Annotated in this window: 14 protein-coding genes and 1 pseudogene; 4 read left to right on the forward strand and 11 right to left on the reverse strand. The window is 29.5% G+C overall.

The genetic code is table 11. The features are described from left to right. Nucleotides 1–996 carry a tRNA (adenosine(37)-N6)-threonylcarbamoyltransferase complex transferase subunit TsaD gene (tsaD, locus tag ABIN17_00910; protein MEO0283620.1) on the reverse strand — a complete coding sequence of 332 codons (996 nt, stop codon included), beginning with the start codon at nucleotides 994–996 and terminating at the stop codon, nucleotides 1–3. A gap of 94 nt (nucleotides 997–1090) precedes the next feature. On the opposite strand from tsaD, the gene ABIN17_00915 reads away from it, so the two are divergent. The 4 genes from ABIN17_00915 to ABIN17_00930 are packed head-to-tail and all read left to right on the forward strand — an operon-like array spanning nucleotide 1091 to nucleotide 4966. Further along, nucleotides 1091–2050, forward strand: a complete 960-nt coding sequence (locus tag ABIN17_00915; protein ID MEO0283621.1) for an AAA family ATPase — start codon at nucleotides 1091–1093, stop codon at nucleotides 2048–2050. 1 nt (nucleotide 2051) lies between these two features. Continuing rightward, the gene (locus ABIN17_00920) at nucleotides 2052–2339 is read left to right on the forward strand and encodes a DUF721 domain-containing protein (GenBank protein MEO0283622.1); all 288 of its coding nucleotides are present in this window, start codon (nucleotides 2052–2054) and stop codon (nucleotides 2337–2339) included. A 1-nt stretch (nucleotide 2340) separates the two neighbouring features. After that, nucleotides 2341–4242 carry a DNA topoisomerase (ATP-hydrolyzing) subunit B gene (gyrB, locus tag ABIN17_00925; protein MEO0283623.1) on the forward strand — a complete coding sequence of 634 codons (1902 nt, stop codon included), beginning with the start codon at nucleotides 2341–2343 and terminating at the stop codon, nucleotides 4240–4242. A 49-nt stretch (nucleotides 4243–4291) separates the two neighbouring features. Beyond that, on the forward strand, nucleotides 4292–4966 hold the full coding sequence (locus ABIN17_00930; protein MEO0283624.1) for a DUF3782 domain-containing protein: 675 nt from the start codon (nucleotides 4292–4294) through the stop codon (nucleotides 4964–4966). A gap of 181 nt (nucleotides 4967–5147) precedes the next feature. Here the strand turns inward: ABIN17_00930 and ABIN17_00935 are convergent, their stop codons facing one another. The 10 genes and pseudogenes from ABIN17_00935 to ribD all read right to left on the reverse strand — a co-directional run bounded on the left by ABIN17_00935 (nucleotide 5148) and on the right by ribD (nucleotide 13743). Then, a complete protein-coding gene (locus tag ABIN17_00935; protein ID MEO0283625.1) occupies nucleotides 5148–5636 on the reverse strand; it encodes a hypothetical protein in 489 nt (162 codons plus the stop codon). Between the two features lie 24 nt (nucleotides 5637–5660). Continuing rightward, nucleotides 5661–5726, reverse strand: a pseudogene (locus tag ABIN17_00940) (prepilin-type N-terminal cleavage/methylation domain-containing protein). A 160-nt stretch (nucleotides 5727–5886) separates the two neighbouring features. Next, nucleotides 5887–6708 (reverse strand): hypothetical protein, encoded by an 822-nt coding sequence (locus ABIN17_00945; GenBank protein MEO0283626.1) that lies wholly within the window; start codon nucleotides 6706–6708, stop codon nucleotides 5887–5889. Further along, the gene (locus tag ABIN17_00950) at nucleotides 6705–7472 is read right to left on the reverse strand and encodes an ABC transporter permease subunit (protein MEO0283627.1); all 768 of its coding nucleotides are present in this window, start codon (nucleotides 7470–7472) and stop codon (nucleotides 6705–6707) included. The genes ABIN17_00945 and ABIN17_00950 overlap by 4 nt, the downstream gene beginning before the upstream one ends. Further along, a complete protein-coding gene (locus tag ABIN17_00955; protein ID MEO0283628.1) occupies nucleotides 7469–8374 on the reverse strand; it encodes an ABC transporter ATP-binding protein in 906 nt (301 codons plus the stop codon). Before ABIN17_00955 ends, ABIN17_00950 begins: the two co-directional genes overlap by 4 nt. Nucleotides 8375–8390: 16 nt before the next feature. Continuing rightward, nucleotides 8391–8909 carry a prepilin-type N-terminal cleavage/methylation domain-containing protein gene (locus tag ABIN17_00960; GenBank protein ID MEO0283629.1) on the reverse strand — a complete coding sequence of 173 codons (519 nt, stop codon included), beginning with the start codon at nucleotides 8907–8909 and terminating at the stop codon, nucleotides 8391–8393. 33 nt (nucleotides 8910–8942) lie between these two features. Beyond that, entirely contained in the window at nucleotides 8943–10235 is a 1293-nt protein-coding gene (locus tag ABIN17_00965; GenBank protein ID MEO0283630.1) for a hypothetical protein, read from the reverse strand. A gap of 178 nt (nucleotides 10236–10413) precedes the next feature. Next, nucleotides 10414–10947 carry a bifunctional pyr operon transcriptional regulator/uracil phosphoribosyltransferase PyrR gene (pyrR, locus tag ABIN17_00970; GenBank protein ID MEO0283631.1) on the reverse strand — a complete coding sequence of 178 codons (534 nt, stop codon included), beginning with the start codon at nucleotides 10945–10947 and terminating at the stop codon, nucleotides 10414–10416. Further along, nucleotides 10944–12653 carry an aspartate--tRNA ligase gene (gene aspS / locus ABIN17_00975; GenBank protein ID MEO0283632.1) on the reverse strand — a complete coding sequence of 570 codons (1710 nt, stop codon included), beginning with the start codon at nucleotides 12651–12653 and terminating at the stop codon, nucleotides 10944–10946. Before aspS ends, pyrR begins: the two co-directional genes overlap by 4 nt. Continuing rightward, entirely contained in the window at nucleotides 12643–13743 is a 1101-nt protein-coding gene (ribD, locus tag ABIN17_00980; GenBank protein MEO0283633.1) for a bifunctional diaminohydroxyphosphoribosylaminopyrimidine deaminase/5-amino-6-(5-phosphoribosylamino)uracil reductase RibD, read from the reverse strand. The genes aspS and ribD overlap by 11 nt, the downstream gene beginning before the upstream one ends. Nucleotide 13744 lies beyond the last annotated feature (1 nt).

Here is a 13744-nt window from a genome sequence, read left to right on the forward strand (position 1 = left end):
TTACCCTCCTTTTGTTTGAAAAGGATATTTTGTATAAACATCGTAAAATTCTAAAATATTTTTTTTATTTTTATGAAGGTAATAACTTCTTATACCAACCATAACAGCATTATCTCCGCAGTATTCTAATGGAGGAAATAAAACCTTATCAAAGTTTTCATAAAATATTTCTCTTAGTCTATCATTTGCTGCTACACCCCCTACAACTGAAATTGTTAAATTTTTTAAATTAAGAACATGTATAGCTTCTTTAACTTTTTCCAGTATATGTTGAAAAACAGTTTCCTGGAAAGAGGCTGCAATATTGGATTTTAAATTTTCAAATTCCTCTGGATTTATCTTCTCAATATACCTTATTAATGCAGTTTTTAAACCACTGAAGCTGAAAGTAAAGGGTTTAGTTTGTGGAAGGGGAAATTTGATAAAATTTTTATCACCTTTTTTAGCAAGTTCAGAAAGCCTCTTTGCTCCTGGATATTTAAAACCAAAAAGTCTTGCAGCCTTATCAAGACATTCACCTCCTGCATCATCAAGTGTTCCACCAAGATATTTTATTTCATTTATGTCTTGAAGTAGAAACAGCTCTGTATGCCCTCCTGAAACAAGAAGGGAAAGTAAAGGAAATTCTGGTTCTCTATCTATAAAAACAGAAAAAAGATGTGCTTCAAGGTGATCTATTCCGTAAAAGGGAACTTGTAAAGAAGAAGCGAGTGATTTACCAAAGATATAACCTACAAGGAGAGAGCCTATAAGACCTGGTCCCTGGGTTGCTGCAACTAAATTTATATCTTTTGTATCAATCTTAGCAATTTCAAGGGCAAGTTTAAGTGATGGGACAATTATTTCCATGTGGGTTCGTGAGGAAAATTCAGGCATTACACCCCCAAACTCAATTCCTGAAATATGAGAGGATAAAATGTGGGATTTTACTTTTTTATTTTGTAAAATAGCAACCGAAGTTTCATCACAGGAGGTTTCAAAGGAAAGAATAAACATTTTTATATATAAAAGTAAAAATTTTAAAAATCAATATTTAAAATTCCACTGAATTTGAAAATCAATATTTTTTGGCTTATAATTTTTAAAATGCATGTTAATAAATTATCTATTTTTGCAAAATTTCAGAAAATTTGAAAAGAAAGAATTTTTCTTTAAAGAAGGAGTAAATCTTATTACAGGACCAAATGGAGCAGGGAAAACAACAATTCTTGAAGCAATACACCTTCTCAGCTATCCGAGAAACTTGAAAGGAGCAAGTAATTCTGAAATTATTAAAAAAGGTAAAGAATTTTCCCTAATCCTCTGTAAGGGAAATTCAAAAAATGGAAAATACGAAATAAAACTTGAAATAGAAAAAGATAAAAAAAATCTTTACTTAAATAATAAAAAAGTTCCATCCTATTCCTATGTCTTTAAAAAATTACCCACAATTTTTTTTCATTCAAAAAAAGAAATAATATTCTGGAGTAAAAGTGAACTCCTCAGAGAAATAAATTACCTTATCTCCCTTTTGGATAATGAATATTTTAAAATCTTACTTAATTACAACAGGATTCTTGAACAAAGAAATAAATATCTTAAAAATATTAAAGAAAATATAGACCCTTTTAAGAAATTGCTTCAAGATAATGGAAAAATATTACAGAGTAAACGTATAATATATATTAAAAAAATAGAGGAAGTTATGAAAAACTATTTAAATGTTTTTATTAATTATGAACCTTCAGTTTTGGATTATGATTTTGAAAAGGAGAAAGAAAAAGGTTTTACTCTTTTTGGTATTTCGAGGGATAAAATTACTTTTTTAAAAGATGGTTTTGAGTTAAAGACGCAGTGTTCGGAGGGTGAAAAAAGGATTTTTTTGTTTTATTTTTATATTGCTATTGCTGAAATGATGAAAGAAAGTGGAAATTTACCCTTACTTTTATTAGATGACCCTTTTTCAATTCTTGATTTTAATCTTGTGAAAGATTTTATTGGAAAATGGGAAGGTCAGATTATTATTACATCCCTGAAGGATCTTGATATAAAAAATAAAATAGTTTTGTAAAATGGAAAATTTAAGCAATATTCTTTTTGAATTTTTTAGAAAGAAAGGGCTTGAAAAAAGATTTTATGAATATCAGGTTATAAAGGAATGGGAGAAAATTGTAGGGGAGGGTATAGCTTTAAAAGTAAAGGCAGTTAATTGCAAGGATGGAATTCTTTATCTTTTTTCAAGTGATTCAATTATGAGGTCAGAAATATATAATTTAAAAAAAGAGATTATAAAAGAAATAAATAATTTTTTTAAGAGAAAAATTGTAAAAGAAATAAAATTTACAAGGAGGATGGAATAATATGACAGAAAGATACGATGCATCTAAAATTCAAATTTTACCTGGTTTAGAGGGTGTTAGAAGAAGACCTGCAATGTATATAGGGGATGTTGGAAAAAGGGGACTTCACCACTTAATTTTTGAAATACTTGATAATTCAGTTGATGAAGCTCTTGCCGGTTATGCAAAAAATATTGAAGTAATCCTTCATTCTGATGGTTCCTGTTCTGTTAAAGATGATGGAAGAGGAATACCGGTTGATCTCCACCCAACAGAAAAAAAACCAGCAGTTGAGATTGTATTTACCTATCTTCACGCTGGAGGAAAGTTTGATCAAAAAATCTATCAGATATCAGGTGGTCTTCACGGAGTTGGAGCATCCGTTGTATGTGCCCTTTCAGAATTTCTTGAAGTAAAAGTAAAAAGGGATGGGAAAATTTATTATCAAAAATTTTCAAGAGGAAAAAAAATTACTGAACTCAAAGAGATAGGTAAAACAGAGGAGAGTGGAACAGAGGTGAGATTTAAGCCTGACCCTGAAATTTTCAAGAAAACAGAATTTGAGTTTGAAATTGTTGAAAAAAGATTAAAAGAACTTTCTTTTCTTGTTAAAGGTTTAAGACTTAAAGTTTTTGATGAAAGAGATGGAAAGGAAAAGGAATTTTATGCAGAAGGTGGATTAAAAGACTTTGTAAAATTCCTTGATGAGGCAAGGAAACCAATTCATGAGCCTTACTGGATGGAGGCAAAAAGGGAAGATATTGAAGTTGAAATAGCCCTTGAATATAACTCAGATTATCAATATGAAAATATTTTAAGTTTTGTTAATACTATCAATACCCATGAAGGTGGAACTCATGTTACGGGTTTCAAATCAGCTCTTACAAGGGTAATAGTTGATTATATAAAAAAGAACAATTTGCTTAAATCAAACGATATTGAGATTCAGGGAGAAGACACAAGGGAAGGTTTAACTGCCTGTATCCATGTAAAAATGCCAGGACCACAGTTTGAAGGTCAGACAAAGACAAAACTCGGAAACTCAAATGTTAAAGGTATTGTAGAATCAGTATTTTATGACAGGTTTTACAGATTTCTTGAGGAAAATCCTTCTGTTGCTGAGGAAATAGTTAAACTTGTTATAGCTACTGCAAGGGCAAGGGAGGCTGCAAAAAAAGCAAGAGAATTAACAAAAAGAAAATCCCTTTTAGAATCAGTTTCTCTTCCCGGAAAACTTGCTGATTGTTCTATCAGGGATCCTTCAAAAGCAGAGTTATTTGTGGTTGAGGGCGAGAGTGCAGGTGGTTCAGCGAAGCAGGCAAGAGCAAGGGAATTTCAGGCAATTTTGCCTTTAAAGGGTAAAATTTTAAATGTAGAAAAGGCTTCCATAGATAAAATTTTAAAAAATGAAGAGATTAAGACAATTTTTCAGGCAATAGGTATAGGTTTTGATGAAGAAGATTTTAAGCCTGAAAAAATAAGGTATCACAGAATAATTATAATGACTGACGCTGATGTTGATGGAAGTCATATAAGGACACTTCTTTTAACTTTATTTTACAGGTATATGAAACCACTTATAGAGCTTGGATTCTTGTATATAGCACAGCCTCCTCTTTACAGGTTACAGAAAGGTAAAAAGGTTTATTATGCTTATTCAGAGGAAGAAAAGGAGGAAATTTTAAAGAAGATCGGAGGAGAAGATGGGGTAAATATTCAACGTTATAAGGGTCTTGGTGAGATGAATCCAGAGCAGTTATGGGAAACAACTATGGATCCTGAAAGAAGGATTTTAAAAAAGGTAACCCTTGAAGATGCAGCAGAGGCAGATAGATTATTTTCTATTTTAATGGGTGAAAAAACAGAACCCAGAAGGGAATTTATAATGCAAAATGCAAAGAAGGTCCAAAATTTAGACATATAATTACCATTTAATTATTGAAATTTTTACTTTTTCTTTTTATAATTTTATGATGAAAAATATTCTATCTGAAGAGGAGATAATTAGGATAATTGAGGAAAAGTTGCCTGAAATCATAGAAAAATATCCCTCTGTAAGATTAAAAATTGAAGAATTGATTGAAAAAAAAGCTGCCACAAAAGAGGAAATAAAAGAAATACTCCTTGAACTGAAAGCACAAAGAGAAGAAAATAGTAAAAGATTTGAAGAAATTAATAAAAAATTTGAAGTTCTTACATTAAAAATGGAGAATGGATTTAAGGTTTTAAGAGACACAATCTCAGCTATTGGTTCAAGGTGGGGAGTAGGAGCTGAGGAAGCTTTTAGAAAAGGATTTGAAGAAGTTCTTTCAAAACTTGATTATAAAGTTATAAAATGGAGAAGATTTGACAAAAATTCTGAATTTTTTATATATCCAAGGACAGCTGAGATAGATATATTAATAAAAAACAAAAAGAAAATAGCAATAGAGGTAAAATCATCTTTAACCCTTGGAGATATTGAAAGTTTTGAAAGGTCAGTGAGATTTTATGAAAAGGAAGAAGGGGAAAAAATTGATGAAAAGATAATTGTTGCAATTTTTCCTTATCCAGAAACAGAAGAATATGCAAGAAATTTAAATATAAAGTTAATTAAAGGAATTGAAAAAGGAAGAGAATACTTTGAAAACCTTTACTCTTTCATTTAGATAAGGAGAAAAAGTGAACCTTGAAGCACCCATCCCCTTAAATAAGGGGATAACACATTAATTTCTATCTACCCTCCTTTAGGTGAAAAAACCTATTTAAAGCCTAAAAGTATAATCACACAAAAAAAATAAAGGGGGGATTGTTACCCCCCCCTTATTTAAATTTATACCTTTTTATATTTTATTGACCGGATGTAAGCACAAGACCTATATTTGCTTTGGAACCAAACCCACCAATAGCATAAGCCTGAGCTGCATGGGTCGCAGTTGTTGGAGTCCATCCACCACCGGGAAGGAGATCATAAGAACCATACTGAATCATTCCTGCACTACTTATATCCCAGGTACCGTCAAAAATACCGTCTCTACCATCATCAACACCACCAGGACCACTTTCAAATGCATTAGTCGCAGCCCTTACAGGGTTATGGAAGTCCACAGGTAATAAAATTGGACCCCCACTATTATCAGGTTTTGTAGCAGCGGCAATTCCAGCCACACTTGTATTATCGTTACCACGAGGTAAACCAACTTCTTGTCTTGCATTTGCCACAGTTGAGGAAAAATTTACCGGATAGTATCCTTCTGTATATGTAGAAAAAGCTTCAACAGCAGTCTGGGCTGTTTTCATATTACTTTGAACTGCTGCATCTTTTGCCTTTGACACCATCGCTATGAAGTTTGGTATGGCTATAGCAGCCAGTATACCTATGATCACCACCACGATGAGTAGCTCTATCAGGGTAAAACCTTTTTTCATTTTTTTACCTCCTTTTATTTCACAGGGATTCGAACCCAAACAAACTCAATTTTCAATTTAAAAATAATGCAAAATTCATTCCAGTATCAAATCTTTTATTTTTCCTATAATTTTCATTGATTTTTTTTGCATTTTGCAAATGATTTTTGCAATTTGCAAATCATCTTTTAGGAATAATGGACTCTACTGTATCCCCCCTTATTATGTAATAACCATCGTAAGGGTGTTTGGGTATTTCTTTTATATATCCCTTTTCTAAAAGTTCTCTAAGAGATAAGGGTGAGTATCCCTCTTTTTCTTTGAATTTTTTTATTAAAATATTTAAGTCTCTCATATGTATTTTCATTATTGTTCTTTTTATGTAATCCTTTGCAATTTCTTTTTCTACTTCACTTTTTACACTGTTATACATATACTCCCATAATTTAAGAGCTATTTCAAGATTTTTTAATTTTTTATAATAGGTAAAAGCATAAAATCTATAACAAACAGGTGGAGCATCTTTTTTAAATGTTGATAGTTTAAAAAATATTCCAGCAGTTTTATAATCCTTAAAAAAAACATAATTTAAAAAACCCATCCAGAAAGGGTATTCCCACTTTTCAGGATTCTTATACATAGCTTTCATAAGCAGTTTTTTAACACTTAATTTATCTTTTAAATGATGAGCAATATTAACAGAACCAAATGTATAGGCATGAAGAAATTTTTCATCAAGGTCTGTTATAATATCTGTAATAGGATATAAATAGGGGAATTGGAGGTCTGTTTGAAGATGATGTCCATAATATTGAATAAAAAGCAACCAGAAATAATCTGATAAAGTATTCCTGTGGTCAAGGGCTATATATTTTAAAATTTCACCCTTTGGAAGATAAAGAATTTCCTCTACTTTTTCTTTTACACCTCTTATTTCATCAAGTCTATAAGAAAGGTTTATAACAATTAAAAATAAAAGAAAAACATAAAAAAATTTTTTCATTTAAACTCTTTTTTTTCAAAAATTAGAGATGAAATATAAAGTAAAAGAATTATATAAATAAGTCCATAGGAAGTGGAAAAAAGGAAATATTCTTTTTTAGGAATTTCACCATAAACGATATTATTTTTTATATTAAAATGCTCAAGATTGGGTAAAAAGTAATATAGAAAATAACTTATAATTTTCAAAAAAAGCGATTTAGAAATCTCTGAAAAAAGCTTTAAGGACTCAATTAGGTGTCCTATAACATAAAAAATAAAACCCATAAAAGCAGAAAAAATAACCCCTGTAAAAGTTGAAAAGAAAATAAGTATTGAGATTATTATAGAAATTTCAAAAATAAAAGGATAAAGAGCTATAAAAATCTTTAAATCAAATTTCCCATCAGTTAAAAATATTAATATTTGATGAAAAATTGACATACCAATTATATTTATCAATATAAGAACTAAAAAACCAAAAAATTTTCCTATGATTATCTCCCTTCTTTCCACAGGTGTTGTAACAATAAGATAAATCGTTCTTTTATCAAATTCCTTATGTAATAGAGAACCACCTACAATTATAACAAGTATAGTATTAAAAAATGTGATTGCAGAAAGCCCAAAATCCCTTATTATTTTTGATTGTTCACCAACAGATAAGGGATAAAGGAAAAAAGAAATAAAAAGCAATGAAAAACCAAAAATAACAATTATAAAAAATATTTTCTGCCTTACAAGCTCCTTAAAAGTATTTTTTGCAATTGCAATTATTCCCTTCATTTCCCTTTCACCATTTCAACAAACCACTCTTCAAGGGTATATAGTTCAGGAGTAATTCTTATAATTTTTAAATTTTTTTCCTTTTCAAAAAGTTCTCTTAAAACTTTCTCTATATTCTCATCCAGAAGTTTCAAAACAATTTCATCACCCTTTTTTTCAAAATTTTTGCCCTTTAAATTTTCTTCATTAACATTTTTCAAAACTATCTCATAACTTTTAACTCTCTCCCTTAATATTTCACTTAAAGGACCCTCTTTTATTATTTCACCACTGAAAATTAAAATTACCCTGTCACATATTTCCTCAGCATCTGAAAGAATATGGGAGGAAAAAAATATAGTTTTACCTTTTGTTTTTTGCTCATAAATAAGCTCTTTTATTTCTTTTCTACCAATTGGATCAAGCCCTGTTAAAGGCTCATCAAGAATTAAAAATTCAGGGTCTCTTATGAGACTGCTTGCTATTCCTACTCTCTGAAGCATTCCCCTTGAATAAGTCCTTATCCTTTTATGTCCATCTCCTTTTAAACCAACTATTTCAAGGAGTTCATTTATTTTTTCTTTTAATACTTTCTTATTAATTCCGTAAAGCTCACCAATTAATTCAAGAAATTCATAACCTGAAAGATGGTCATAAAAATAAGGCTGTTCTGGCAAAAAACCTATTTTCTTCCTTACATTTTTGTCCCCTGGTTTTAAATCAAAAATTTTTACTTCCCCTTCATCATATTTCAAAAGTCCTGTTAAAATTTTTATTGTAGTTGTTTTTCCAGCACCATTTGGTCCCAAAAAACCAACAATTTCCCCTTTTTCTATATTAAAGGATATAGAATTCAAAACTTTTCTTTTTTTAAACCCGATAAGGAAATGTTTTGTTAAATTTTTTACCTCAACAATATTCATTTTAAATTATTATATTTTAAGGAAGAATTAAATCAAGGGGACCTTTTAATCCATAGGCAGTTATCACATATTTAGAAGCAACTTCTCCTTCAGTTGCAATATTTCCATCTTCCTTAAATCCTGTATAATAAACACACCCTATTGGCGGAACAGGAGGTGGACCTGAAAAAAGATTGTCTAAAGCATTTTCATCGGGAAAAAAAGGATTTTTAAAACTCTCATGGGGGAGAAGAAGAGCATTCTGAGAAAAAGGCGGCTTTCTTCTTCCATCAGCAATGGATTTTTCTCCATCTGGATGACTTACTAAAGAAGGATTAACATCCTTAACCTTTGTATCAATACCACCTGGATATTGACCAAGCGATGTAACAGAAAAAATTTCAACAACAGTATGAAGTATATGCATATTATTTTTTAAAGAGGCTTCCCTTGCGTTATTAACAAGTCTTATATAATTTACTATTCCTATACTTGAAAGTATTCCAATTATAACAACCACAATCAAAAGTTCAACAAGGGTAAATCCCTTTTTCATCCTTTAAATTCTATGAATATTAATAAAAAAAATTCAATCAGAAACATTTACAAAAATTTTGATGGAATAAAAGGGAAAAGGAGAATAATTTTGAGGATAAAAGAAATTTCCCCCCATAGGTTGATTATAAGAAAAAGAAAGCATAAAATAGGAATAAAAATTACCTTCAAGACTTAAATTAAATAAATAATTTTTATCAAAAGAATTAAAACTGCCTTTTAAATAGATTAAATAATTTTTTTCAAGATTCTTTAAAAAAAATAATTTTAAAGAAAAACTGTAAAGCTTATGATTAAAAGAACTTGATTTTAAATTTTTATATTTTAAAAAAATTCTTATTTTATCAAATAATTCTATTGAATCACAGGTAAATATTGATAGAAAGTTACCAGAGTAGAGGAGAGGTTTTATAGTAAAGGGTAAAGTGATAAAAAGGTCCTTTGTATTGAAGTATTCAAGTTCTAAATTTAAACCTGTTATTTTGTTTTTGTAATTTAGGGAGATTTTAAAGCCTCTTTTTCTAACAGGACTTTTATAATTTAATGTTTCTCTTAAACTATCAAAAGGTAAGGGAAATATTAGTTTTTGAATAAAGTAAGAGAATTTTAGAAATTTTATATTTAAACCTGTATCAACAATATATCTTTCTCCTTCTTTTGATTCTTTACCTTGTTCAATATTTGTGAAAGCAAAAGGCAGAGATAAATTAACTTTAAAATTTTTAAAGTTCCTTTTGTTTTCTAAATAAAAATTATAATTAGAAAATTCAAAGGTGTAATATAGATTTTTAAAGAGATTATAGAATTTTATACTGTATTTATTTTTTTTGATAAATCCTTTTTCTTCAGAAAATAAGATATAAAAGAAAAGTAATTTAAGGGAGATAGAGTAATTTTTTAAAGAATATTCTTTTTGAAATGGGTTTGCATCAAAATTGGAAAGTTTAAAGTATAAGGGGATTGATTTTGATTTTAAAAGAAAATAATAGTTATGTTTAGAAAAATTATAATTTTCTCTATTTTTAAGAAGGGAAAAATATAAAAGAGATTTAATTTTTCCATTAAAAAAGGGTAAAAAACTTGAAATACTGTTTTGTTCAGTATTCAAAATGGTTCTGTAAAGTAAAAATCTTGTCATAATTCCTTCAGAATCAGGTTCAATAAATTCATAATTAAAATTTTTATAAGAAAAATTAGGTGAAAAGTCATTTATAGAATCTATATAAATATAAGGCAAAAAAAGTGGGTTGAAAAGGGATAGGGGACAACCTGAAAAAAAATCTACCTCGTGAACAGAAAGATAAAAGGAAAATAGAAAAATTAACATTTTTTATTTTAAGAAAAATAAAAACCTTTTTGATAATAATAAAACTACTTTATAAGGCTACTTTTCCTCATTAAAAAGAAAATTAGAAAAGGAAAACAAAAAGAATCCCTGATAGAGAAGAAAATAAATAAGATTCTAAGAATTTTATCAAGTTAACATAAGATACATTATCTTTACTTTAAGATTTCTTTCTCAAAATTATTGAATCCTCACCATCAATCTCTTTAACTCTTACATCCACTATCTCATCCCTTGAAGTTGGTATTTTTCTGCCAAAATAATCAGGATGAATTGGTAATTCACGATGACCTCTATCCACCATCACTAAAAGCTCTATCTTTTTCGGTCTTCCATAATCAAGTAAAACATCTATAGCACACCTTATTGTTCTTCCTGTAAATATAACATCATCTACAAGTATAATCTTTCTGTCTTCAACAGAAAATGGAATGTTTGTTTCCTTAACCTCCGGCTGCTCATATAACTTCATTAAATCATCCCTGTAAAAGGTTATATCCACAGTCCCCATATTTATTTCCTTATTTAACCTTTCTTCAAGCAAAACTTTAATCCTTTTTGCAATATAAACACCTCTTGTTTGTATACCAACAAGATCAATATCACCTTCAGAATGCCTCTCAAGAATTTCAAAACATAACCTCTCAATTATCCTTGAAAATTCATTAGAATCAACAAGTTTTTTTTCTGTCATTTGTTTTTAACCTCCTTTATTTCAATACCAAGTTCCTTGAGCTGCTCTTTATAAACAGATGATGGACAACCCTCAAGAAGACCTATACCCTGTGCTGTCTTCGGAAAAGCTATAACATCCCTTATACTCTTTTCTTTACCCAAAATCATTATTATTCTATCAAAACCAAGAGCAATACCTCCATGGGGAGGTGCTCCAAAAGATAAAGCCTTTAAAAGAAACCCAAATCTTTCCTCTATCTCCTCATCAGTGTATCCAAGAAACCTAAAAATCTCTCTTTGCAACTCAGGGCTACTTATCCTTATACTTCCGGAACCAATCTCAAAACCATTCAAAACAAGATCATAAGCCCTTGATTTTGCCTTTAAAGGCTCAAATTTCCAGTTTTCATCCTTAGGCATAGTAAAAGGATGATGCGCAGGAACTATAACACCTTCTTCATTTTTTTCAAAAAGAGGAAAATCAATTACCCACAAAAATTTAAACTCATCTTTTAAATCAATATTTTTTAACTCTTCAATAACTTTTTCTCTCAATAAAGAACACCACTTAAAAATCTTATCCTCATCTCCAGCAATCACAAACCTTACTCCCTCAAAAGAAAAATCAGACTTTTTAAAAAATTTCTTAAATGGACCTTTTAATTCTCCTCCTTCCAAAACAACCCAACCTAATCCAGGAAGACCTTCTTTTTTAAGCTCTTCCTCTAAACCATCAATAAATTTTCTTGAAAATTTGTAAGGAAAAAATATACTTTTAACATATTTATAATTTTTGAAAATTTCTAATTGCCCCAGAAGATTTTTGTAATCTTCAAATTTATAATCATACCTCAAATCTGGCTTATCAGATGCATATAACTCAATTACTTTTTCGTAAGTCATTCTCTCAAAAGGTATTTTTAATTCTTTTTTAAAAATTTTTTTAAAAACTTCATAAAATATTATTTCAACACAGTAAAAAATATCTTCTTCAGTTATAAAACTCATTTCTATATCGAGTTGTGTGAATTCTGGTTGTCTATCTTTTCTGAAGTCTTCGTCTCTAAAGCATCTTGCAAACTGGAAATATCTATCAAACTGAGATACCATTAAAATCTGTTTATACATCTGTGGTGATTGGGTAAGGGCGTAAAATTTTCCTTTATGGAGTCTTGATGGAACCAAAAAATCCCTTGCACCTTCTGGTGTGCTTTTTGAGAGGTATGGAGTTTCAACCTCAATGAATCCCATTTCGATTAAAGTTTTAGTCATTATAAATTTAACCTGGCTTCTCAGTTTAAAAACTTCTTTCTTCTTCTTGCTTCTTAAGTCAAGAAATCTGTATGATAGCTTTGTTTCCTCAAAAACTTCTTTCTCCTCATCAGGTAAAAAAGGAAGTATATTAGATTTTGAAAAAATTTCAATTTCTTGAGCAAGAACTTCAACATCACCTGTTTTCATATCAGGATTTTTATCCTTATCTGGTCTTTCTCTTACTATACCTTTTACTTTTAATGTTGAATAAAGGGGTAAATTTTTAATTTTATTTTTTATTTCTTCATTTTCAACTACAATCTGAACCTCTCCTTCTCTATCCTCAAGAACAAAAAATGAAATCTTACCTATTTCTCTCTTTCTTTTTAACCATCCACATAAAGTGATATCTTTTCCTATATATTTACTATCAACTTCACCGCAGTAGCAAACTCTCATTTCAGTTTTCATCTTTTTTCCTCCATATTATATAAACATCTGACTTAAAAATCTTTATATCCTTTATCTCAAAATTTTTCATAAATTTTTTAAGACCCAACCCTGTCAATGGTGAAATTCCGTCACCTGCTATTTTCCCGGAATAGGATGCATGAATCTCATCAAAAAGTCCTGCTTTTAAAAAGGCTGATAAAACAGTACTACCTCCTTCAACAAGTAATGAAGTTATATTCATTTTATAAACTTTTTTAATAAAATTTCTTAAATTAACTCTTCCTTTTCCTTTAATTTTAATTAAAAAATCATAATTATTCCCCTTATAATCCTCTGAAACAACTATAAACCCCTTTTCATCCTTAAAGAAATTCTGATTTTTAAATTCAAAATTTTCTTTTCCCCATAAGATAAATCTGTAAGGTTTCCTGAAGGAAAAAACTTCTCTTGGAGTTAAAAGAGGGTTATCTTTTAAAAAAGTTCCTTTACCTACAACTATAGCATCATAATTTCCTCTTAAATAATGAACAAATTCTCTTTCCTCTTCGCTTGAAATCCATTTAGATGTTCCATCATTCAAGGCAATTTTGCCATCTAATGTCATTGCAAATTTTAAAGTTATGTATGGTCTCTTTTTAGTCTTATAAGTAAAGTAAAACCTGTTAAGCTCCTTACATTCCTTTTCCAGAATTCCTGTTATTACTTTTATATTATTTTTCTTTAAATATTCTATCCCTTTTCCATTCACCCTTTCATCAGGATCAATATTTCCTATAATAACCTCCTTAATTTTCTTTTCAACAATATATGGAGCACAAGGGGGTGTTCTACCATAATGAACACAGGGTTCAAGGTTTATATAAAGAGTTGCACCTTCTATATCTGAAGGTAAATAATCAAGAGCTATTCTCTCTGCATGTTTTGTTCCAGGACCCATGTGATAGCCAGTTGATATAACTCTTCCCTTTTTTACCACAAGGGCACCTACCAAAGGATTCGGAGATACTCTACCCTCACCTAATCTTGCTATTTCTAAAACTTTTTTCATATAAAATTCATCAGGAGAAAAATTTTCATCTTTTCTTTCTATAAAATCAAAAATATTCACA

The sequence above is a fragment of the candidate division WOR-3 bacterium genome (genome assembly GCA_039803925.1).
Taxonomy (GTDB): Bacteria; Hydrothermota; Hydrothermia; order Hydrothermales; family JAJRUZ01; genus JBCNVI01.

What these genes read in the sequence shown, in the direction of transcription:
- ABIN17_00960 (MEO0283629.1), bottom strand. Translation starts at nt 8,909, where the DNA reads ATGAAAAAGGGATTTACCCTTGTTGAACTTTTGATTGTGGTTGTTATA.
- ABIN17_00955 (MEO0283628.1), bottom strand. Translation starts at nt 8,374, where the DNA reads ATGAATATTGTTGAGGTAAAAAATTTAACAAAACATTTCCTTATCGGG.
- gyrB (MEO0283623.1), top strand. Translation starts at nt 2,341, where the DNA reads ATGACAGAAAGATACGATGCATCTAAAATTCAAATTTTACCTGGTTTA.
- tsaD (MEO0283620.1), bottom strand. Translation starts at nt 996, where the DNA reads ATGTTTATTCTTTCCTTTGAAACCTCCTGTGATGAAACTTCGGTTGCT.
- ABIN17_00930 (MEO0283624.1), top strand. Translation starts at nt 4,292, where the DNA reads ATGAAAAATATTCTATCTGAAGAGGAGATAATTAGGATAATTGAGGAA.
- ABIN17_00945 (MEO0283626.1), bottom strand. Translation starts at nt 6,708, where the DNA reads ATGAAAAAATTTTTTTATGTTTTTCTTTTATTTTTAATTGTTATAAAC.
- ABIN17_00915 (MEO0283621.1), top strand. Translation starts at nt 1,091, where the DNA reads ATGTTAATAAATTATCTATTTTTGCAAAATTTCAGAAAATTTGAAAAG.
- ABIN17_00965 (MEO0283630.1), bottom strand. Translation starts at nt 10,235, where the DNA reads ATGTTAATTTTTCTATTTTCCTTTTATCTTTCTGTTCACGAGGTAGAT.
- aspS (MEO0283632.1), bottom strand. Translation starts at nt 12,653, where the DNA reads ATGAAAACTGAAATGAGAGTTTGCTACTGCGGTGAAGTTGATAGTAAA.
- ABIN17_00935 (MEO0283625.1), bottom strand. Translation starts at nt 5,636, where the DNA reads ATGGTGTCAAAGGCAAAAGATGCAGCAGTTCAAAGTAATATGAAAACA.
- ABIN17_00950 (MEO0283627.1), bottom strand. Translation starts at nt 7,472, where the DNA reads ATGAAGGGAATAATTGCAATTGCAAAAAATACTTTTAAGGAGCTTGTA.
- pyrR (MEO0283631.1), bottom strand. Translation starts at nt 10,947, where the DNA reads ATGACAGAAAAAAAACTTGTTGATTCTAATGAATTTTCAAGGATAATT.
- ABIN17_00920 (MEO0283622.1), top strand. Translation starts at nt 2,052, where the DNA reads ATGGAAAATTTAAGCAATATTCTTTTTGAATTTTTTAGAAAGAAAGGG.